The sequence below is a fragment of the Knoellia sp. S7-12 genome (assembly GCF_040518285.1).
Classification (GTDB): domain Bacteria; phylum Actinomycetota; class Actinomycetes; order Actinomycetales; family Dermatophilaceae; genus Knoellia.
This window is the reverse complement of sequence record NZ_CP155449.1, coordinates 620,109-640,788: the sequence shown is the minus strand read 5'-3', so window position 1 is coordinate 640,788 and position 20,680 is coordinate 620,109. Positions and strand designations below refer to the sequence as shown.

Sequence of the window (20,680 nt, the reverse complement as noted above, 5' to 3'; positions counted from 1 at the left end):
GACGATATCGCAAGCCAAATGGTCAACTTGGTTGACCATCTGATTCGAGACCCCGAGGACCCACCATGCCCCTGACTTTCCCCGACCACACCATCGACACCGCGCCCAGCGAGGCCACCGCCACCCTCACCCGTGTCGCGTCATCGTTCGGCGGCCAGCTCCCCGCGGCCGTCGCCCGCATGGCCGAAGCCCCCGAGCTCCTCGACGCCTTCCTCACCGCAAGTCGCCTCTTCCAGGGCAGCGACCTCACCCCGCTCGAGCAGGAGGTCCTCATCCTCACCGTGGCCCTGCGCAACCGCTGCGAGGTCTGCGTCGAGATGCACACCGCCACCCTGCGCCGACTCGGTCACGGCGACCTCGAACCCACCCTGCGCGACGGCGACGACCTCGATGACCCTCGCCTCAGTGCCCTCCAGTACTTCACCCACCAGGTCATGGACTCCGCCGGCGGGGTCACCGACGCCGACCTGGCCTCGTTCGCCGACGCCGGCTTCACCTCACGCCAAGCACTCGACGTCGTTCTCGGTGTCGGCGCCTACACGCTCTCGACCTTCGCCAACCGCCTCACCCGCGCCTGACCCGCCCCGCAAAGCACCCACGGCGTATGCCGTCCGCACAACCGCTCGTCGCACCTCACCAGCCGCTCGGCGCACCTGCCCGGGCCACCGAACGAAGGTGCGCCCCCGCCCGGCGCGAGGGCATCGCGTAGGGGAGCGGGCGGCATACCGGAGCATCGACAGTGTGGGGTGACCCGGGAGACATCCGGGACCGACCCCTGGAGGTGCCACCGTGAGCAACGAAGCTCGCACCCGCGGCGACGAGGATCCCTACGTCGCCATGCAATCCACCGACGAGTTCCAGGCGCTGCGACGCAAGTTCCGCGGATTCGTCTTCCCCATGACGGCGTTCTTCCTCGTCTGGTACTTCATCTATGTCCTGCTGTCGACCTTCGCTCCCGGCTTCATGGGCACCAAGGTCTTCGGCAACGTCAACATCGGCCTGCTCTTTGGTCTCGGACAGTTCGTCACGACGTTCGCGATCACGATCATCTATGCCCGCTGGGCCAACCGTGAGCTCGACCCGCTGGCTGACGCCCTCGGTGCGAAGCTCGACGGCGTGAAGGAGCACTGAGATGACCTCACTCATGAGCATGGTCCCCACCGAGGCGACCAAGGTCGGCTCCCCTGCGCTGAACATCGCGATCTTCGTCGGTTTCGTCCTCGTCACCCTGGTCGTCATCGTCAAGATGGCCAGCGGCAAGAAGAGCGCCGGTGAGTTCTACACCGCGAGCGGCGGCTTCTCCGGTCGCCAGAACGGTATCGCGATTGCCGGTGACTACCTCTCGGCTGCGAGCTTCCTCGGCATCGCCGGGGCCATCGCGCTGCAGGGTTATGACGGCTTCCTCTATTCGATCGGCTTCCTCGTCGCCTGGCTCGTCGCGCTTCTGCTCGTCGCCGAATTGATGCGCAACACAGGGCGATTGACGATGGCCGACGTGCTGTCCTACCGCCTCAAGCAGCGTCCCGTCCGCATCGCGACCGCCATCTCGGTGCTCGCCGTGTCGTTCTTCTATCTGCTTGCACAGATGGCCGGCGCCGGTGGCCTCGTGTCACTCCTGCTCGGCATCGAGGGTGAAGGCGCGCAGAACCTCGTCATCGCCGTCGTGGGCCTCGTGATGATCGCCTACGTCCTCATCGGTGGCATGCGTGGCACGACCTGGGTCCAGATCATCAAGGCGGTCCTGCTCATCGCGGCCACCGCGATCATGACCGTCTGGGTCCTCGGCAAGTACGGCTTCAACCTCTCGGGTCTGCTCGGAGCGGCCGTCGACGCGAACCCCAAGGTCGGCGAGAAGCTCCTCGAGCCCGGTGTGAAGTACGGCCTCAACACGACGACCAAGATCGACTTCATCTCGTTGTCGCTCGCCCTCGTCCTCGGCACCGCGGGTCTGCCGCACGTGCTCCAGCGGTTCTACACGGTCCCGACCTCGAAGCAGGCGCGGAAGTCGGTCGAGTGGGCCATCTGGCTGATCGGCGGGTTCTACCTGCTCACCCTCGTCGTCGGTTATGGCGCTGGTGCGCTCGTCGGCGCCGACACCATCAACGCGGCTCCGGGCAAGGCCAATGCGGCCGCGCCACTGCTCGCGTTCGAACTCGGTGGAAGTCCGTTCCTGGGCATCGTCTCGGGTATCGCCTTCGCGACGATCCTTGCGGTGGTCGCCGGTCTGACGATCACGGCGAGTGCGACGTTCGCGCACGACATCTACAAGGAGGTCATCAAGCGCGGTAACTCGTCGTCCGACCAGGAGGTCCGGGTCGCCCGCATCTCCGCCGTCGCGATCGGCATCATCGCCATCCTTGGTGGCATGTTCGCCAAGAGCCAAAACATCGCGTTCCTGGTCGCCCTCGCGTTTGCCGTGGCCGCGTCGGCGAACCTCCCGACGATCCTCTACTCGCTGTTCTGGAAGCGGTTCAACACCCAGGGCGCGCTGTGGTCGATCTATGGCGGTCTGATCTCGACGATCGGCCTGATCATCTTCAGCCCCGTCGTGTCGGGCAAGGCACCGCTCGTTGAGGGTGGTCCGTCACCGTCGATGATCACGAACGCGGACATCGACTTCTCGTGGTTCCCGCTCGACAACCCCGGGCTGGTGACGATCCCGCTGGCGTTCTTCCTCGGCTGGCTCGGCACCGTCATGAGCAAGGAGCACAACGCGCAGAAGTACGCCGAGATGGAGGTACGCAGCCTCACCGGTCACGGCGTGGGCAAGGCCCTCGACCACTGACCCATCTCACTCGTGTGCCCCAGCGGACCCTTTCCGGGACCGCTGGGGCACACGACGTTGTGCGGCGTATGCCGCCTTCTCCCCTCCCAGGAACGCCAGGGCTGCGACTCCTTCCCCTGTCGCGGCTGTCGCTATAACCTTTTGGTGTGCGGCGCTCGGTCGTGCTGCGTCCCAGGAGGTCGCGATGCCTGCTCCCAGACCAGCGGCTCCACCGCGGTTGCGGATGATGAGCCCACTTGCACTTGACGAGCACCCCACGCATCACGTGCGAGACCACCTGCTCACCCTGGGCGCGATGGTTCTCTTTTGCGCGATCGTCGTGCTGCTCAGCCACTGACCCCCGACGAACAAGGGCTCGACGAGACCACACTCACAAAGGTCCCCGGATGGCTGCACGGCGCGTATCCGGAGCTGTTCGAGCGCGAGCATCTGCGCGCGCGATTGAACTTCTACGACATGTACGTAGAGCTCGCGCTCCACGCACATCACCCTCAGCCCGAGGCACGCGCAGCGGCACAGAACCACATCACTCGCCTTCTATCCGGTCGCAACCATCTAGATGGACTCACCTGGTAGGTCGTACATCTTTACGCCTGCACGGAACATCGTGATCGGGACCGTGGCATCTTGCGGCTCTCGACATGAGCGCGACAGTGCGGTCATCGGCAAAAACGGATCGCGTCATGTGCGGGCACTACAACGTGCGCCGCTCAGCAAGACGGAGAGGTCATCGACATGGGCGCTCGGCCGCATCCGGTTGATTGTCTCCAGGCGACGTCTGCCTGTTGTGACACCTCAGACCAACAGTCACGCGCTCGGGTCGTCGACCCTTCCCAGGAACAGTGGCGTGTCGTACTCGACATCGTGAATGACGAACAGGAACGGCCTGTCGACGTGGAAAGGCTCGGTGACAGGTGCGCTGACAACGGACACCACCACCGCGGTTGCCGCTGCGGCCTCGGTGCCTTCCTCGTCGACCGCGATGAAGCCCTCGTGCAGGACCGCGCTGACATGCAGGTCGAGGTCTTCCTCGGTCATCGGCCGGAAGTCGGCCTCGTCGGGGTCGAAGGCGCTATGCATCCCCAATCGCTGCAGCACGTCAGTCAGCGGTGCCTGGGTCCGGAACGTCCACCTCGGCAACCGCAGGTCCAGCATCGCCCGCCGGCCCGTGGAAATCACGTCGGTCAGCCCACCCGACGTCAGCAGTCCCTCCACCTCGCGCAGTCGGCCCGGGTCCGGCAGCACCAGCGTCATGGCGAGCGCGCGACCTGCGTACGGCAGCCGTGCGGCCCGCCAGCCGTCGCCTTGGGCCATCGTGGTGGTCAGCGTCTGCACCATCGTGTCGACGTCGACCGAACTGCCGTCCCGGAGGTGGAACGGCCTGGGCTGGGTCAGTGACTTCTCGAACGGGGTCTCCCACGGCGCCTTGAGGTAGAGCGCGTTGACCAGGACGAGGCACGTCAGGGGGTTGAGCAGACCGGCCGGAATCAGCTCCGGGATCCGATCCTGAGTACGACCCGCGACCCAGTCGTTGATCAGCACCCTGGCCTCCTCGTGGGCGTGCTGGAAGTCGAGGGTCTGCAGTCCCGCGCCGTACTCTCGCGCGAGCAGGTCGAGGAAGTCCCGTTCCCAGCCGACGCCCTGCTGTCCGTAGAGCTGGTTGGCGCCGTCCAGCGCCAGTACGGCCTTGCTCCCGTCGGCGCGGTCCTGCGGCCCGGCCAGCCCCTCGATGTACGCAGTCAGCGCGTTCAGGCCCCCGTGGAACGGAGCATCGCGTGCCACGCCCATGACGTCGCGCATCTCGGCGGCAGTTCGGCCACCCGCGCCCGACAGAGTCATACCGAGCGCCACCGCGACCGAGTACGGCGACAGCACCAGGTTGCCCGGCTTCGCGGCGAGACGGCCATACAGGCCACCAGCAAGTGAGTGCACACCCGCGACCACCTCGGGGATCGCGTCTGGCGTCCCCGCCGATCGCTGCAAGTTGGACCTGACCAGCTCGAGCTCCGTCGCCGTGCCGCTCTTCGGGTCCCCACTGTCGACGTCACCGCATGCGGCAAGCAGCGGCGACGCGATCGCCGCGATAACGGCCAACTGGAGGGCATCACGTCGTTTCATCACGATCGTATGACGCGACCGGCCGCGGTCCGGTTCCACCAGGGGGCTGTGCCGATCCCCGCACCGATCAATCACCCCGCAGCGGGCCATCAGCTCGGACAGGCACCGGCGTGGCGTGGACCGAGATGTATCTGGCGGGGCGCTCGGGTCTCCTTTCGTGTCAACCGGGCAGGACGGCATACGCGTCTTCTCGGTGTAGGCACACCAACCAGGAGGACACCATGAACCGCAAGACCGTTCGCCGCAGCGCAGCCGCTCTCGCCCTGGGCCTCGCCGCAGCCACTGCACCCGCCGCCATCGGCGCGACCACCGCATCTGCCGCTCCCTATTGCGGCCTCACCTGGGGCTCGCTCGCGAAGTCCTCAGCCACCATGAACGCCACGACCGTCGCGGGTCTGCGCGCCGGGCGGCACGCCTGTTTCGACCGGCTCGTCATCGACCAGAAGGGCAAGGCCACCGGCTACAACGTCCGCTACGTCACGGTGGTCACCCAGGACGGCTCGGGCAACCCGGTCCCCGTCGCCGGTGGAGCCGCGCTGCAGGTCATCACTCGGGCCGCGCGCTACACCACCCCGCCAGCCATGCCGAACGTCACGGGCTTCACGACGTTCCGCCAGGTCAAGTGGGCCGGCTCGTTCGAGGGTCAGTCCACGGTCGCTCTCGGGGTGCGGGCGCAGCTGCCGTTCCGGGTTCTCAACTACAACGACACCGCGACCGGCACCAGTCGTCTCGTCATCGACGTCGCCCACCAGTGGTGACGTTCTTCCCCCGCCAAACCCGACAAAGGGCCGCTCCACCCTGGTTGCCAGTTCGGGTGGAGCGGCCCTCTATCGGGTCGCCCGATCATGCGGCAGGGCGTTGTCGCGTCAGCGGGTGGCGGCCTCGGCGCGCAGCTTGGCCGCGAGGTCGTCGTCGACGGTCTCGAAGAACGTCCCCACGACGTCCTCAAGCTGGTCGAGGCCCTCGGCGCAGAACAGCACCGGCTGATAGGCCGTGATGTCGTAGTTCAGCGTGCCCATGTCGACCAAATCCAACGCCCGGTGCTCCATGTGCCCGTACTCGTCCATCTCGCCATAACTGGACAGGATGCCGGCGCCGTAGGCCTTGACCTCGCCGTGCTCACGCATGAGGCCGAACTCCATCGAGAACCAGAACACGTCGGCGACGAACTTCATCGCGTCGTCCGTCTCGAGCCGCAGCGACGCCTGGCCCGCGGCCTCAGTGATGCGCGCGAATCGCGGTGAGGCGAGCTGGTTTCCGTGTCCGATGACCTCGTGGATGATGTCCGGCTCGGGCGTATAGAGCGGCTGGCTGCCGTGGCGCAGATACTGGGTCGAGTTGAAGGTCCTGGACCCGAGGTCGGCATAGAAGTCGCGCAACGCCACGAGTCCGGGGGCCGCGATGTAGGACCAACCCGTGAGCGGCTCGAGCCGCTCACTCACCTCGTGCAGTTGCGGCACGTGCTCGGTCGGCAGACGCAGCGCACGCTTGGCCGTGAGGTACTCACTGTGCGCGTACTTCTCGTGCTTCGGAGCGAGCTCGTGGCTGACGGTCCGCCAGATCTCGTGCTCGGCCTCGGTGTAGGCGATCTCCGGGATCGGCTCCCCCCGGGTCCATGACAGTGCGGCGCCGGCGATCTCACCGCGTCGCTCCATGTAGGCAGGGTCGTTGCGCCCGGGGTGGTTGTCGCTCAAGTGGACCTCGACGGTCCCGTCCTCGTGCTGGGTCACGGGCGAATACAGCTGGCCTTCGTCAAACATGGCCCACCTCCTTGTGGTCGTCTTGACCTCAGGGAACCATTCAGCCGCGCAAAGCGACACCGTTGCCGAACACACTGGGCACAGAGTGCACGTTCCGACCAGCTGGAGGGCCGGCATACCCCGCACTTTGTCCAAGAGCCCAACGGCGGCGTATGCCGTCCGTGGACTCAGGGCATGCGGCATGCTGCTGACCCATGAGCACGATCGAGGTACGTGGTCTGCGCAAGAGCTACGGCAAGGTCTTTGCGGTCGACGGCATCGACCTCGACGTGGCCGAGGGCGAGATCCTCGGCATCCTGGGACCCAATGGTTCGGGCAAGACGACGACGGTCGAGTGCATCGCCGGCCTCCGCACACCCGACTCGGGATCGGTGCGCGTCGCCGGACGCGACCCCGCGCGGGACCGCACCGGCATCACACCGCTGCTGGGCGTCCAGCTCCAGCAGGCCGGCCTCCAGCAGAAGCTCACCGTCCGCGAGGCCCTCTGGCTGTACTCATCGTTCTATCGCAACCCCCTCAACGGGATCGCCCTGGCCACCCGACTCGGCCTCGGCGACAAGCTCGACGCCCGCTACGGGAAGCTCTCCGGCGGTCAGCAGCAACGCCTCGCCATCGCCCTTGCGCTCATCGGACGACCGCGCATCGCCCTCCTTGACGAGCTGACCACCGGTCTCGACCCGAGATCTCGGCGCACCATCTGGAATGTCATCGAGGACGCCCGGGACCACGGCATCACGATCGTCCTCGTCACGCACTTCATGGATGAGGCCCGCCACCTCTGTGACCGCGTCGCGCTGATCGATCGCGGCAGGATCACGGCGCTCGACACCCCCGACGGGCTCATCGGTCAAACGGCCGCTCCGACGGTGATGAGTTTCGCTGCCCCCGACGGACTCGACCTCACGGCGCTCGGATCCCTGACAGGAGTGGCCACGGCGCGCCGGCGCGAGGGCGGCCGCGTCGAGCTCAGCCTTGACGACACCGCGGTCCTGGACGTCCTCGGCTGGCTCGCCACCCATGAAGTCCAGCCGGGACGACTCCGGGTCGTCGACGCCACACTCGATGACGCGTTCCTTGACCTGACCGAACCTGACCGCGGGCGCGGGCACGGGCACGAACGCGGGCCCGAGCACGCCACCGAGGTCCCCTCATGAGCTCGCCCACCTCAGCCCTCATCCGCATCGAACTGAAGCTCTTCCTGCGCGAGCCGGCCGCCCTCTTCTGGATCCTCGGGTTCCCGAGTCTGCTCATCGGTCTCCTTGGTCTCATCCCCGCGATGCAGGCCCCCGTAGAAGACCTCGGCGGCGTCCGGGTGATCGCGCTGTATGTCCCCATCGCTCTCCTGCTGGCGATCCTCTTCGCCACCGTCTCGGCGATGCCCGTCGTGCTGGCGACCTACCGGGAGCAGCGCATCCTGCGCCGGATCGCGACCACCCCCGTCCGTCCCAGCAACGTGCTGCTCGCGCAGTTCGCCCTCCACGGCGGGGCGGCCGTCCTCGGTGGCGCCCTCGCCCTCGTGCTTGCCTGGGTCGTCCACTCCGTCCCGCTCCCGGGCAACGTGGCGGCCTATCTCCTCGTGCTCTTCCTCATCCTCGCCGTCTGTCTCGGCATCGGCGCCCTCATCGCGGGCGTCGCGAGCACCGCCAAACTCGCCACCACCCTGGGCACGATCCTGATCTTCCCGCTCATGTTCACCGCCGGTGTGTGGATGCCCGTCCAGGCCATGCCCGGTCTCCTCGGCGACGTCGTGTCCTGGACGCCGCTCGGCGCCGCCGCCCTCGCCCTGCAACAGGCGGCCAACGGCCTGTCGCCGTCGTGGCAGCACCTCGCCGTGGTCAGCGCCTGGCTCGTCGCTCTCTGGGGATTCGCGATCCGGTCCTTCCGCTGGGAGTGAGCCGGACGGCATACGCCGCCCTTGGGGGTATGCCGCTCGTCGCACCGTCCGTCGCAGGTCACCTGCCTCCCGGCGACGAGAAGCGGCCCCACGGTTGATGCGCGCGCCCGAACACGGTTGGCTGAGCACCAAGCCGTGTGTGTGCATCACGCCTTTCCCCAATGACGAGGAGCCCGAAGTGACCGACGAGAACCTCTCCAGCCACCTGGCCGAGCTTGACCTCTCCCCCAATGACGAGATCGCCGCGCAGGCCATCGGCACCGAGGCGCTCTATGCCGAGGCCGAGGCCGACTACGAGGCCTTCTGGGCGCGTCAGGCCCGCGAGCGCGTCACGTGGAGCAAGGACTTCGACCAAACCCTCGACTGGAGCGGCGCTCCCTTCGCGAAGTGGTTCGTCGGTGGCGAGCTCAACGTCGCCTACAACTGCGTCGACCGTCACGTCGAGGCCGGCAACGGCGACCGCGTCGCCATCCACTTCGAGGGCGCCGGTGGCGACACCAGAACGATCACGTATGCCGACCTGCTGGCTGACGTGTCCCGCGCAGCGAACGCTCTCATCGAGCTCGGCGTCAAGACCGGCGACCGCGTCGTCATCTATCTCCCGATGATCCCCGAGGCCATCGCCACGATGCTCGCGTGTGCGCGCCTCGGCGCCCCGCACTCGGTGATCTTCGGTGGCTTCTCGGCAGAGGCCCTGCGCACGCGCATCAACGACGCCGAGGCCAAGATCGTCGTCACGGCCGACGGTCAGTGGCGTCGCGGCAAGGCCGCTCCGCTCAAGGCGGCCGTCGACGAGGCGCTCGCCGGTGGAGACACCCCCGTCGAGAAGGTCCTCGTCGTCAAGCGCACCGAGTCCGAGGTCGAGTGGACCGACGAGCGTGACGTCTGGTGGCACGACCTCGTCGACCAGCAGAGCCCCGAGCACACGGCCGAGCCGATGGACTCCGAGCACCCGCTCTTCATCCTCTACACCTCCGGCACCACGGGGAAGCCCAAGGGCATCCTCCACACCACGGGCGGCTACCTGACCCAGACGGCATACACCAATGCTGTTGTCCACGACCTGCACCCGGAGTCGGACGTCTATTGGTGCACCGCAGACATCGGCTGGGTGACCGGCCACTCCTACATCGTCTACGGGCCGCTCGCCAACGGCGCGACGCAGGTGCTCTATGAAGGCACTCCGGACACCCCGCACCAGGGGCGTTGGTGGGAGCTCATCGAGAAGTACAAGGTGTCGATCCTCTACACCGCGCCGACTGCGATCCGCACGTTCATGAAGTGGGGCGACGACATCCCCGCGAAGTTCGACCTGTCGTCGGTGCGCGTCCTCGGCTCGGTCGGTGAGCCGATCAACCCCGAGGCGTGGCTCTGGTATCGCAAGAACATCGGTGGCGAGAAGGCCCCGATCGTCGACACGTGGTGGCAGACCGAGACCGGCGCCATCATGATCAGCCCGCTCCCAGGCGTGACCACGCTCCAGCCCGGCTCGGCGCAGCGGCCCATCCCCGGCATCAGCGCCGAGATCCTCGACGACGACGGCAAGCCGTTCACCGAGGCCGAGAAGGTCGGCTACCTCGTGCTGACCAAGCCGTGGCCGTCGATGCTGCGCGGCATCTGGGGCGACCCAGAGCGCTACAAGGAGACCTACTGGAGCCGCTTCGGCGAGAAGTACTACTTCGCCGGTGACGGTGCGAAGTACGACGCCAAGGGCAACATCTGGCTCCTCGGTCGCGTCGATGACGTGATGAACGTGTCGGGCCACCGGCTCTCCACCGCCGAGATCGAGTCGGCGCTGGTGTCGCACCCGTCCGTGGCCGAGGCCGCGGTCGTCGGGGCGACGGACGAGATGACCGGTCAGGCTGTCGTGGCCTTCGTGATCCTGCGAGGTGGCGCCGAAGACAAGGGCGAGGAGACGGTGCAGGAGCTGCGCAACCACGTCGCCAAGGAGATCGGGCCGATCGCCAAGCCGCGCTCGATCATGGTCGTCCCCGAGCTGCCCAAGACCCGCTCGGGCAAGATCATGCGGCGCCTGCTCAAGGACGTCGCCGAGAACCGCGAGGTCGGCGACGTCACGACTCTGGCCGATTCGTCGGTCATGAATCTCATCCAGCAGGGCCTGTCGAAGGACTCCTCCGACTGAGGAACCGACTTATTGCGCAAAACGTCGCAGCGATTGTGGGCCGAGGCCTTCTCCCGTTGCGACGTTTTGCGCAATGAGTCGGTCTGTTTCAGCGGCCTGTGAGTTCGGGGAGAGCGGCGACGAGGTCGGTGAGTTCCGGTGTCGCCTCGGCGTCCGCCACCGCAGCAGCGAGCGCGCGGTCGTGCGTCGGGCGAGCCTTCTTGAGCAGGGCGCGGCCGGGCGCCGTCAGCTCCGTGTAGATCCCCCGCCGGTCGTCGTCGCAGAGGATGCGCGTCAGCAGCCCGCGGTCCTCGAGCCGGTTCACCAGACGCGTCGACGCACTCGGCGACAGCGCTGCGGCCCGGGCCAACTGGGACATGCGCATGTGCCAGCCGTCCTGGCGTGAGAGCGAGTCGAGGGCGCTGAACTCGATGACCGAGAGCTCGTGCTTGTCCTGCAGCGCGCGTTCGAGCTCGGACTCGATCAGCTGGTGCAGGGCAGCGAGTCGGCGCCAGCCCTGGGACCGGATCTGCACGGCGTCGTCAGAGATACCCATACCGCAATAGTAGCGCTTGCAATATCCCGCGTGTGCAACTAACGTCGCCTCGGTAGTTGCACACGCGCTATATCTCGTTTGGGAAGGAACCGCAGTGGCGTCCACGCTCGCACTGCCCGAAGACACCACCACACAGCGGCGTATGCCGCTCGGTCTGCTTGCGCTCGCCGTCGGCGGTTTCGGCATCGGCCTCACCGAGTTCGTCATCGCCGGCCTGCTCCCCGAGGTGGCCCGCGACTTCGACGTCACCGAGACGGCGGCCGGCTGGCTGATCTCGGGCTACGCCCTCAGCGTCGCCGTCGGCGGTGTCGGTCTCACCCTCGCCGCGGCGCGCCTCCCCCGCAAACAGGTTCTCCTCGGGCTCATGGTGCTGTTCATCATCGGCAACCTGCTCTCCGCCGTCGGCACGACCTACACCGTCATGATGATCGGCCGCGTCGTCGCCGCCCTCTGTCACGGAGCGTTCTTCGGCATCGGCGCCGTCGTCGCCGCGAGTCTCGTCACCAGGGAGCGCGCGGCGAGCGCCATCGCCCTCATGTTCGCCGGGCTCACGACCGCCAACGTTCTCGGCGTCCCGCTCGGCACCCTCCTGGGCCAGGCCTACGGCTGGCGCTCGACGTTCTGGGCGATCACCGTCATCGGCGTGCTCGCCCTTGTCGCCATCGCCACCCTCGTCCCGGCCTCGGTCAACGACCGCGCAACCGACAACGGCGGAGTTGGCGGCGCAAGCCAGCCCACCGGCATACGCCATGAGTTGTCTGCCTTTGCGAACCGGCAGGTGTGGTTTTCACTCCTGGTGACCGTCCTCGGGTTCGGCGGCATGTTTGGCGCGTTCACCTACATCGCGTTCACCCTCACCGAGGTCTCCGGCTTCTCGAGCGGCGCCGTGCCGTGGCTGCTCGTCCTCTTTGGTGTCGGCACCACCGTCGGCAACATCCTCGGTGGCCGCGCCGCAAACCGGTCCGTGCCACGCACCCTCATCACCGTGCTCGCCATCCTCACGGTCGTCATGATCGGCTTCGCACTCACCGCCGAATCACAGGTCGGCACGATGATCTCGCTCGTCCTCATGGGCGCCTTTGGGTTCGCGACCGTGCCGGCGCTGCAGCTGCGGATCATGACGTATGCCGGGTCCGCACCGACGCTCGCCAGCGGAGCCAACATCGCTGCGTTCAACGTTGGCAACGCCCTCGGCGCCTGGCTCGGCGGAGTGACGATCGCGGTCGGACTCGGCTATGTGTCGACGATCTGGGCCGGTGCGGCGATGGCTGCGGCCGCGCTCGTCACCCTGCTCGTCGCGGAACGGGTTCGGTCGTGAGCGTCGGGACCGCTGGGAAGGTCGGCATCGGCTCCCAGATCCCGCGACGAATGTAGTTCTCCCGCAGCAGATCTGGGCGGTCAGTGATGATCCCGTCGACACCCGCGTCGAGGAGCCGGTCCATGAGGGCCGGCTCGTCGACGGTCCAGACGATGACGCGTATGCCGTGAGCGTGCGCCTTGTCGACGAGCCGGTCGACGAAGACCGGCACCCGCCCCAGCGACACCGGCACGTGAGCGAACTCGGCCGTCCGCACCCAGCGCGGCGCACTCACTCCGGCGCGGGCGCAGGAGATGAGAGTCGTGAGCGAACGCCAGCCGAGCGCGGTGTGGGCGTGAGGTGCGAGCTCGCGCAGGCGGCTGAGCCAGCCGTCCCAGGCTCCCGCGACACACACGCGTTCGCCAGCTGCGCGGCTGGCGAGGACCCTCGCCATCGGCTCGATCGCGTCGGACTCCTTGAGGTCCACCGTGAACCGTGAGTGCGGGAAGGCCTCAAGCGCCTCGGACAGCGTGACGATGGGTTCGCCGCCGACACCGATCAGTCGCAGCTGCGCCATCGAGTAGTGACGCACGGGTCCTCGGGCGCTGGTCACCCGGTCGAGCGTCTCGTCGTGGAAGCAGGCGAGCTGACCGTCGCTCGTGAGTCGGACATCGGTCTCGAGATAGCGGATCCCGAGAGCCGTCGACCGCCCGAAGGCCGCCAACGTGTTCTCGGGCGCGAGTCCCGCACCACCGCGATGGGCGATGGCGAGGGGGCCAACCTGCGAGGGGTACGCCATGACCACCATGGTCGCAAGGCGAGATGGACCACGGGTGACGCGCACACGGCATACCGCCGACTGTTCACGCACAGTTCGGCGGAGCGGGCCGTCCGTGCCGCTCCCCCTCGCGGCGGATCCGAAACGCGCCGGGCGCGACCTAGCGTGGCCACCATGGAGACCTTCGGAGATGCCGCCCTCGCGGAGCGACTGGCTGCGACCTGGGCCACGACCGGTCGCATCGGAGCCATGGCCACGCTCACGCCCGATGGTGTTGCCGTCGCCAGCCATGGGGCACCGCTCACCGCCGACTACGAGATCGGGTCGATCAGCAAGGGCGTGACAGGACTGCTCTTCTGCGACGCCGTCGATCGGGGCGAGGTCACCGCGGACGCCACCGTCGCCGACTTCTTGCCCTTGGGAGGGACGGCCGTTGGGCGGGTCAGCCTCGCGTCGCTGAGCACCCACACCTCCGGGCTGCCGAGCCTGCCACCGGCGGCGCATCCGGTGAAGCGCACGGTCCGGCTCTGGAGGCACGGCACCAACCCCTACGGCGAGAGTCTGGCCGAGCTGTGCGACCAGGTGCGAGGCCTCACGCCGGGCAAGGCGAAGTTCGCCTACTCCAACCTCGGTTTCCAGCTGCTCGGCCACTGCGTGGCAGCGGCCTCCGGACACTCGTATGCCGACCTCGTGCGGCTCCGGGTCGCCGAACCGTTGCGTCTCGGCTCGTTCCGCGTCGTCACCGTTGTCACCGAACTCGGTGCCGAGTCGCTCCTCGGGGTCAACCGGTTCGGGAAGGAGCAGGAAGCGTGGACCGGCGAGGCACTCGCGCCCGCCGGTGGCATCCGCGCGTCCATCGAGTCGATGGCGACCTTCACCGAGGCCCTGCGCACCGGGGCCGCGCCCGGCCTGCGAGCACTGGAGCCATCGACGCAGGTCCGACGCGGACTGCGCATCGGCGCGGGCTGGATCACCCTCCAGAAGGGCACGCACGCGATCACCTGGCACAACGGGGGGACCGGCGGGTTCCGCTCATGGTTGGGCGTCGACCGGGAGCGGGGCGTCGGTGCCGTCGTGCTCGGAGCGACCAGCCGCTCCGTCGACCGCCTGGGCTTCGACCTCCTCGCGTCATTGGGCCGCGACGCAGGGTGACGCCGTTTGGGCCGCGACAGTGGGTGAAACGCCGTCACGCTGAGCCAGCCCGACGGCATACCCGCACGTCGTCGCCTCGGGAGCGTCGCCGGTAGGATGACGAGTGGTGCGCCGGGAAGTCTGGTCGGCAACATTGTCGCCGACCCCGAAAGGGCCACATGACCACCCAGAAGCCACCGGACCGGCTCTTCCGGCGACCGACGTGGGCCGAGGCGCAGCTCGTCACCAAGGCGCTGCGCACCGAGACCGTCGGCGGCGCGATCCTTCTCGTGGCCGCCGTCGCCGCCCTCGTCTGGGCCAACTCGCCGTGGCGCGATGGGTATGCCGCCCTGCGTGAGACGCATTTTGGCTACGCGCCGTGGCAGCTGGACCTGTCCCTCGGACACTGGGCCGCGGACGGGTTGCTCGCGATCTTCTTCTTCGTGGCAGGGCTGGAACTCAAGCGCGAGTTCCTCGTCGGCGACCTGCGCACCCCGGCCAAGGCAGCAGTTCCCGTGATCGCGGCTGCCGCCGGAGTGGCGGTGCCTGCCATCTTCTTCGCCGTGACGGTCCTTGCTGCAGGGGGTGACTCAGCCGCCCTGCGGGGGTGGGCGATTCCCACCGCCACCGACATCGCGTTCGCGCTGGCCGTGCTCGCCGTCATCGGGTCGCACCTCCCCTCGGGTCTGCGCTCCTTCCTCCTGACCCTCGCGGTCGTCGACGACCTCATCGCCATCACGATCATCGCCATCTTCTACACCGAGGGTCTCGACGTGCTGCCCCTCCTCCTCGCGGTGGTGCCGCTTGGCGTGTTCGCGTTCCTCGTGCAGCGGCGCATCGTCGTGGTGTGGCTTCTCGTGCCGCTGGCGTTCGCGACCTGGACCCTCGTCCACGCGTCGGGGATCCACGCCACGGTGGCCGGGGTGCTGCTCGGCCTCGTCGTGCCGGTCAAGCCACGCGCCAGCGTCCCGACCATCTCGACTCTGCCGGCCGAGGCAGATGTCGCCCACCGGTTCGAGCACCGGCTGCGCCCCCTCTCGGCAGGTTTCGCCGTACCAGTCTTTGCGTTCTTCGCCTCGGGGGTGACCGTCATCGGCGGCGGGTTGGGTGAGGCCCTGCGCGACCCGGTCGCGATCGGCATCGTCGTCGCGCTGGTCCTCGGCAAGCTCGTCGGGGTCTTGGGCAGCACCTTTGTCATGGCGAGGTTCACCCGTGCCGAACTCGACGATGACCTCTCCTGGAGCGACGTCGTCGGCCTCTCACTGCTCACCGGCATCGGTTTCACCGTGTCCCTGCTCGTGGGTGAGCTCGCCTTTGGTGCCGGCTCCGAACGCGACGAGAGCGCAAAGCTCGCGATCATCGTCGGTTCCGTCGTCGCAGCCGTCCTTGCCTCGATCGTCCTGCGTCGGCGCAATGCCGTCTATCGGCGCATCCACCTCGAGGACCAGGTCGACCATGACGCGGACGGGGTGCCAGATGCCTTTGAGGAGGGGCCCGGCATGGACGGCTCACACCGGCCCGATACCACTCGGTAAGGTCAGGGGAAGTCGCACGCACCCCTCTTGACCTGCGAAGGTGAGCAGCATGACAACCGAGAACCAACCCGAGCGGACCATCGGCCAGCTCGTTGCCGACGCCACCCACGACGTGCAGGGCATCGTCCGCAGCGAGATTGCGCTGGCCAAGGTCGAGGTGGCCGCCGGCGCCAAGGTCATGGGCAAGGGCGTCGGGCTTCTGGGCGGGGCCGCCTTTGTGGGCCTGCTCGGGCTGATCTTCCTGTTCCACACCCTCGCGCGGGTCCTCGACATCTGGCTGCCCATCTCGGCGAGCTACGGCATCGTGACGCTGATCCTCTTCCTGGTGGCCGGCGTCCTCGGGCTGCTCGGCAAGAAGGCCCTCGACAAGGCCAAGCCCGCTCCGTCGCGCGCCATCGCTGAGGCCAAGCAGACCGTCGCCACCCTGAAGTCCTGACCCACCCCTGTTCGACTTGTTGCCCGTTCGGCCAGTGAGGAGCTCAGCGACGAACTGGCCGAACGGGCAATAAGTCGGTCTGTGCTCAGTTGCGGCTGCGGGCCCAATCGGACAGCACGTGCTCGGGGATGGGCCGCGTGACCTTCTTGTCCCACGGCTCACTCAACCCGGCGAGGTCGAACACCGCACCGAGCAGAAGCGCCGTGAAGCCCCACACGAACAGACCGCCCGCCTCGAACCCCGGCCCGCTGTAGCCCGATGGGTGCGACACGGTGAACCGTCGCCCCGGGTCGAGCAGGTCAGCCAGGGGCACGCGCTCAACCCGCTCCACCTCAGCCGGATCCACGACCCGCACCTCACCAGGTGTCGGCCACCAGCCGAGCACGGGTGTCACGGCGTTGCCACTTGGGGTGAGGAACAGCGCAGGCATCTCTCCCACGACGTCGACACTCGCGGGATCGACCCCGACCTCCTCCTCGGTCTCTCGCAACGCAGCCTCGACCGGCCCCGCATCAGTCGGGTCGACCCGACCTCCGGGGAACGACACCTGCCCCGGGTGGGCGCGCAGGTCACGCGACCGGGCCGTGAGCACGACGTCGGAGCCGCCGTCAGCTGATGGGGCAAAGAGCATGAGCACCGCCGACCGTCGGTCGGGATCCACCGGCGGTGCAAAGGTGGAGAACGCCTCGGGCAACTCCTCTCCGACGGCGTCGAGCACCCGCGCCATCCACTCCGGCCGTGGTGCGCTCACGCCAGAGTCTCCCGCGTCTCCCCCGGGAGCGGTCCGGGCGGCGGGTCGGGCAGCTCGGCGCCCGGGGCCAGTTCGTACTTGAGCAGCTTGAGGGCCGTCACCGGATCGGTCTCGCCCTCGCCGTAGGACGGGCACCACTGCGACACGGGGCAGGCCCCACACGCAGGCCGACGCGCGTGACAGGTGCGCCGCCCGTGGAAAATGAGGACGTGGCTGAGCATGACCCAGTCCTTGCGCGGGAACAGGGCGCCGATCGCGTGCTCGACCTTGACCGGGTCCGTCTCCTCCGTCCAGCCGAAACGTCGCACCAGTCGACCGAAGTGAGTGTCCACAGTGATGCCCGGGACCCCGAACGCGTTGCCGAGCACGACATTGGCCGTCTTGCGCCCCACGCCAGGCAGGGTCACGAGGTCCTTGAGCCGCGGTGGGACCTCGCCGCCGAACCGGTCGACCAGGGCCTGGCTCAATGTGATGACCGAGTTGGTCTTGGCCCGGAAGAAGCCCGTCGGCTTGAGCACTGCCTCCATCTCGTCACGGTCAGCAGCTGCGAGCGCCTCCGCAGTGGGCCAGCGCGAGAACAACTCAGGCGTCACCTTGTTGACGGTAATGTCCGTCGTCTGGGCCGACAGCACCGTCGCGAGGAGCAGCTGCAAGGGCGTCTCGAAGTCGAGCTCGGCATGGGCATAGGGATAGCGGTCGACCAACGCCCGATAGATCTTGCGGGCCCGACGCGTCCGCGCGACAGGTGATTCAGCGGCATACACGGCGGCAGGCGAAGCGGTGGAGGCAGGCACGCCCTCACACTACGGCGAGCCTCTGACGGGGGCCGGACCTCGCCAGAGGCCACGGCGCACCCACCGCTCGTGGCACACTGGCGCCGTGAATCACGACGTCGTGCGCAAAGCCCCGCTCTTCGCGGCTCTCGATGACGAGACCGCTGACAGCCTCATCGCGTCCATGACGCCTCAGCACATGGAGCGCGGTGACATCCTCTTCCGCGAGGGCGACTCCGGTGACCGTCTCTATGTCATCGGCGAGGGCAAGATCAAGCTCGGCCGCTCCTCCCCCGACGGTCGCGAGAACCTCCTCGCCATCCTCGGCCCGGGTGAGATGTTCGGTGAGCTGAGCCTGTTCGATCCCGGTGCCCGCACGGCGACCGCAACTGCTGTGGCCGAGACCCAGATCGTCGGCCTCACCAACGAGCAGCTCAAGACCTTCCTCGCGGAGCGCCCCGGTGTCGCCGCCACGCTGCTCGCTGCACTGGCACGCCGCCTCCGTCGCACCAACGAGTCCCTGGCCGACCTCGTCTTCACCGATGTCCCCGGTCGCGTCGCCAAGGCCCTCATCGACCTTGCCGAGCGCTTCGGTCGTCCGGTCGACGGTGGCGTCATGGTGAGCCACGACCTCACCCAGGAGGAGCTCGCGCAGCTCGTCGGCGCCTCCCGCGAGACGGTCAATAAGGCGCTCGCCGACTTCGCGACCCGCGGTTGGCTCAAGCTCGAGGCGCGCGCCGTGCTCGTCCAGGACATGGAGCGGCTGCAGCGCCGCGCTCGCTGACCCTCACCTGATCGCGAGGTAGTCCAGCTGGGCTCTGATGCTCATCCGCGCCGCCGGCCAGACCTCACGTGGCACATCCGCATAGACCCGCGTCAGCACGCCCTCGACCGGGTCCGCTTCGCGTGACGCACCGTCGGTGAGCGCCTGCCGCACCTGCTCGAGCCGCTCCTGACGGTGGGTGCGATAGAACGCGACCATCGCTGCCGCATCGGGGACCACGGGTCCGTGGCCGGGGAGGATGCTGGTCACCTCTCCGTTGCCGGTCAGGTCTGCGAGGCGTTTCAACGACGCGAGGTATGCCGTGAGCTCGCCGTCCGGGTGCGCCACCACTGTGGTGCCCCTCCCCAGGATGGTGTCGCCGGTGAGCAGGGTGTGGTCGGCCGCGAGCGCGAAGGACACCGAGTCGCTCGTGTGACCCGGGGTGGCGACGACGCGGATCTCGAGGGAGCCCGCGCGGATGACGTCACCGTCGGCGAGGTCGTCGTGTCCGCGTCCGACGGCTCGGACCCGGCTGCCCGTGAGCTCGGCGAAGCGGGGGGCTGCCTCGGCGTGGTCGGCGTGGCCGTGGGTGAGGATCGTGTGGGTGACGCGGGCGCCGGCATCGGCGACCACACGGCATACGCGCTGCAAGTGCTGTTCGTCGAGCGGACCGGGATCGATGACGATGGCTTCGGTCGAGCCCGGCTCGAGGAGCACCCACGTGTTGGTGCCATCCAGCGTCATTGGCCCGGGATTGGGCGCGAGGACGCAGTGCGCACGCGCCGTGATCTGCCCACCCGTCCACGCCGTCTCACTCATGCCCCCACCCTCCCACCCTCGCCACATCGGCGAGCCAACGGACATGCAGTGGTCCAGTCGAGCCCAGATCCTCGGGGGGCCGCCCCACGACGGCGAGGTCCCGCGAGAGGCACTGCATGTCCATTGGCTCAGGCTGCCGCACGGAATCTGTTCGGTGGCGAGGCCGGCGTCCCACCCCCGTGCGTGACGACCCACGAGCTGAGCACCCAGCGCGTCCACTCCTGCTCGAACATCACGTCCTCGTAGGAGAACTGCAGCGACACCCAGCCCCAGATCGCGAAGAGTGAGTGCCGCTGGCAGTCGCGCCGTAGCCCCTTGCGAGTGCCATGGGTCTCGTAACCCTCGGCCTCGATGATGAGACGCAACTCCTCGCTCCCCAGATCGACGACAGCAAACAGGCCCGGGTCCGCGACCTGGAGTTGAGGGGTGAGGAGCAGCTCTTCTTCGATGCACAAGGCGCGCAACACCGACTCCAGCGGATTGGCAGCACGACCGTCTGAGTGCTCAGCAACCCGCCGCGCGGCCCCGGCGCCCTTGCCCTGTAGTCCAGCGGCTCCCGCTCGGAGCTCAGCCGCATCGATCTTGCCGGAGCGGAGGGCTGAGTCGGCGACTGCCAGGGCCTCGTCGAACGGGAGGGTTCGGGCACAGTCAAGGACGGTGCGCCGGGGCGCGGTGACCCCGGCCGCCAGCTCTGTCTCGGCGAGGTCGGCCCAGTGCGGGTCGATGCCCTCTCGCTGGCCAGGCCGGAGGCGACGCGTTCGGGGGAACGCCACCTGCGGCCTCTCGGGCACGTTCTTGACCTTCCAGCCGTGCTCCTGTGCTGCACTCAGGTGGGACAGGACCCCCGTGCGTGCGTGGGCGATGCGGCGATGCTCGGCGGTGGCGGGGAGGGCGTAGCGACCTCGCCCCACCTTGATGACCTCGCCGTTGCGCAGCGCCTTGGCAAGGGCTCTGCCCGAGTGTCTGCGTCGCAGCTCCTTGGCGCGCGCGCATCCACCCAAGCGGGTGAGCGTGAGCGCGACGGACATGACCACCAGCCTGCACAACCTCGAGCTGACGCCCGCCGAGTTGTCCACAGGGGCAATGGACATGCAGTGATCCAGCTTTTGGAGGCCAAGGCGAGTCCCCTGAGCACGGCGTCCCCCAGAACCGCAGAGCATTG

The 20,680-nt window shown here is 68.0% G+C and carries 21 protein-coding genes; 13 read left to right on the top strand and 8 right to left on the bottom strand.

From position 1 onward, the window contains the following. Window positions 1-65 precede the first annotated feature (65 nt). The 4 genes from V6K52_RS03100 to V6K52_RS03085 all read left to right on the top strand — a co-directional run bounded on the left by V6K52_RS03100 (window position 66) and on the right by V6K52_RS03085 (window position 3,122). Complete coding sequence (locus V6K52_RS03100; protein ID WP_353952442.1) at window positions 66-578, top strand: carboxymuconolactone decarboxylase family protein; 513 nt, start codon at window positions 66-68, stop codon at window positions 576-578. 211 nt (window positions 579-789) lie between these two features. Beyond that, on the top strand, window positions 790-1,131 hold the full coding sequence (locus V6K52_RS03095) for a DUF485 domain-containing protein (RefSeq protein WP_353952441.1): 342 nt from the start codon (window positions 790-792) through the stop codon (window positions 1,129-1,131). Window position 1,132: 1 nt separating this feature from the next. Further along, complete coding sequence (locus V6K52_RS03090; protein WP_353952440.1) at window positions 1,133-2,785, top strand: cation acetate symporter; 1,653 nt, start codon at window positions 1,133-1,135, stop codon at window positions 2,783-2,785. A gap of 184 nt (window positions 2,786-2,969) precedes the next feature. Then, a complete protein-coding gene (locus tag V6K52_RS03085; RefSeq protein ID WP_353952439.1) occupies window positions 2,970-3,122 on the top strand; it encodes a hypothetical protein in 153 nt (50 codons plus the stop codon). 470 nt (window positions 3,123-3,592) lie between these two features. On the opposite strand, the gene V6K52_RS03080 is transcribed toward V6K52_RS03085, so the two are convergent. After that, window positions 3,593-4,942, bottom strand: a complete 1,350-nt coding sequence (locus V6K52_RS03080; RefSeq protein WP_353952438.1) for a serpin family protein — start codon at window positions 4,940-4,942, stop codon at window positions 3,593-3,595. 182 nt (window positions 4,943-5,124) lie between these two features. On the opposite strand from V6K52_RS03080, the gene V6K52_RS03075 reads away from it, so the two are divergent. After that, the gene (locus tag V6K52_RS03075; RefSeq protein ID WP_353952437.1) at window positions 5,125-5,661 is read left to right on the top strand and encodes a hypothetical protein; all 537 of its coding nucleotides are present in this window, start codon (window positions 5,125-5,127) and stop codon (window positions 5,659-5,661) included. Between the two features lie 108 nt (window positions 5,662-5,769). Here the strand turns inward: V6K52_RS03075 and V6K52_RS03070 are convergent, their stop codons facing one another. Then, entirely contained in the window at window positions 5,770-6,663 is an 894-nt protein-coding gene (locus V6K52_RS03070) for a phenylalanine 4-monooxygenase (protein WP_353952436.1), read from the bottom strand. Between the two features lie 194 nt (window positions 6,664-6,857). Here V6K52_RS03070 and V6K52_RS03065 point away from each other — a divergent pair, with 194 nt between their 5' ends. The 3 genes from V6K52_RS03065 to acs all read left to right on the top strand — a co-directional run bounded on the left by V6K52_RS03065 (window position 6,858) and on the right by acs (window position 10,700). Continuing rightward, the gene (locus V6K52_RS03065) at window positions 6,858-7,817 is read left to right on the top strand and encodes an ABC transporter ATP-binding protein (protein ID WP_353952435.1); all 960 of its coding nucleotides are present in this window, start codon (window positions 6,858-6,860) and stop codon (window positions 7,815-7,817) included. After that, the gene (locus V6K52_RS03060) at window positions 7,814-8,557 is read left to right on the top strand and encodes an ABC transporter permease (RefSeq protein ID WP_353952434.1); all 744 of its coding nucleotides are present in this window, start codon (window positions 7,814-7,816) and stop codon (window positions 8,555-8,557) included. Before V6K52_RS03065 ends, V6K52_RS03060 begins: the two co-directional genes overlap by 4 nt. A 178-nt stretch (window positions 8,558-8,735) precedes the next feature. After that, window positions 8,736-10,700: an acetate--CoA ligase gene (acs, locus tag V6K52_RS03055; protein WP_353952433.1), complete on the top strand. Its 1,965-nt coding sequence runs from the start codon at window positions 8,736-8,738 to the stop codon at window positions 10,698-10,700. A gap of 88 nt (window positions 10,701-10,788) precedes the next feature. On the opposite strand, the gene V6K52_RS03050 is transcribed toward acs, so the two are convergent. Beyond that, the gene (locus tag V6K52_RS03050) at window positions 10,789-11,235 is read right to left on the bottom strand and encodes a MarR family transcriptional regulator (RefSeq protein ID WP_353952432.1); all 447 of its coding nucleotides are present in this window, start codon (window positions 11,233-11,235) and stop codon (window positions 10,789-10,791) included. A 142-nt stretch (window positions 11,236-11,377) separates the two neighbouring features. Here V6K52_RS03050 and V6K52_RS03045 point away from each other — a divergent pair, with 142 nt between their 5' ends. Then, the gene (locus V6K52_RS03045; protein WP_353953704.1) at window positions 11,378-12,553 is read left to right on the top strand and encodes an MFS transporter; all 1,176 of its coding nucleotides are present in this window, start codon (window positions 11,378-11,380) and stop codon (window positions 12,551-12,553) included. Here the strand turns inward: V6K52_RS03045 and V6K52_RS03040 are convergent. Continuing rightward, the gene (locus tag V6K52_RS03040; RefSeq protein WP_353952431.1) at window positions 12,519-13,331 is read right to left on the bottom strand and encodes a glycerophosphodiester phosphodiesterase family protein; all 813 of its coding nucleotides are present in this window, start codon (window positions 13,329-13,331) and stop codon (window positions 12,519-12,521) included. The genes V6K52_RS03045 and V6K52_RS03040 overlap by 35 nt on opposite strands. A 153-nt stretch (window positions 13,332-13,484) precedes the next feature. On the opposite strand from V6K52_RS03040, the gene V6K52_RS03035 reads away from it, so the two are divergent. From V6K52_RS03035 to V6K52_RS03025, 3 genes are all read left to right on the top strand, one after another. After that, window positions 13,485-14,462 (top strand): serine hydrolase domain-containing protein, encoded by a 978-nt coding sequence (locus tag V6K52_RS03035; RefSeq protein ID WP_353952430.1) that lies wholly within the window; start codon window positions 13,485-13,487, stop codon window positions 14,460-14,462. Between the two features lie 158 nt (window positions 14,463-14,620). Continuing rightward, window positions 14,621-15,976 carry a Na+/H+ antiporter NhaA gene (nhaA, locus tag V6K52_RS03030; RefSeq protein ID WP_353952429.1) on the top strand — a complete coding sequence of 452 codons (1,356 nt, stop codon included), beginning with the start codon at window positions 14,621-14,623 and terminating at the stop codon, window positions 15,974-15,976. Window positions 15,977-16,025: 49 nt separating this feature from the next. Next, entirely contained in the window at window positions 16,026-16,412 is a 387-nt protein-coding gene (locus V6K52_RS03025) for a phage holin family protein (protein ID WP_353952428.1), read from the top strand. Window positions 16,413-16,497: 85 nt separating this feature from the next. On the opposite strand, the gene V6K52_RS03020 is transcribed toward V6K52_RS03025, so the two are convergent. Together V6K52_RS03020 and nth are read right to left on the bottom strand one after the other, a co-directional pair. Continuing rightward, window positions 16,498-17,163: a CoA pyrophosphatase gene (locus tag V6K52_RS03020; protein ID WP_353952427.1), complete on the bottom strand. Its 666-nt coding sequence runs from the start codon at window positions 17,161-17,163 to the stop codon at window positions 16,498-16,500. Further along, entirely contained in the window at window positions 17,160-17,957 is a 798-nt protein-coding gene (gene nth, locus V6K52_RS03015; protein ID WP_353952426.1) for an endonuclease III, read from the bottom strand. Before nth ends, V6K52_RS03020 begins: the two co-directional genes overlap by 4 nt. Before the next feature lie 85 nt (window positions 17,958-18,042). On the opposite strand from nth, the gene V6K52_RS03010 reads away from it, so the two are divergent. Further along, window positions 18,043-18,720, top strand: coding sequence for a Crp/Fnr family transcriptional regulator (locus tag V6K52_RS03010; RefSeq protein WP_353952425.1), 678 nt, complete (start codon window positions 18,043-18,045; stop codon window positions 18,718-18,720). A 3-nt stretch (window positions 18,721-18,723) separates the two neighbouring features. Here the strand turns inward: V6K52_RS03010 and V6K52_RS03005 are convergent, their stop codons facing one another. Together V6K52_RS03005 and V6K52_RS03000 are read right to left on the bottom strand one after the other, a co-directional pair. Beyond that, a complete protein-coding gene (locus tag V6K52_RS03005; RefSeq protein WP_353952424.1) occupies window positions 18,724-19,518 on the bottom strand; it encodes an MBL fold metallo-hydrolase in 795 nt (264 codons plus the stop codon). A 128-nt stretch (window positions 19,519-19,646) separates the two neighbouring features. Continuing rightward, on the bottom strand, window positions 19,647-20,546 hold the full coding sequence (locus V6K52_RS03000; RefSeq protein WP_353952423.1) for a DUF559 domain-containing protein: 900 nt from the start codon (window positions 20,544-20,546) through the stop codon (window positions 19,647-19,649). Between the last annotated feature and the right edge of the window lie 134 nt (window positions 20,547-20,680).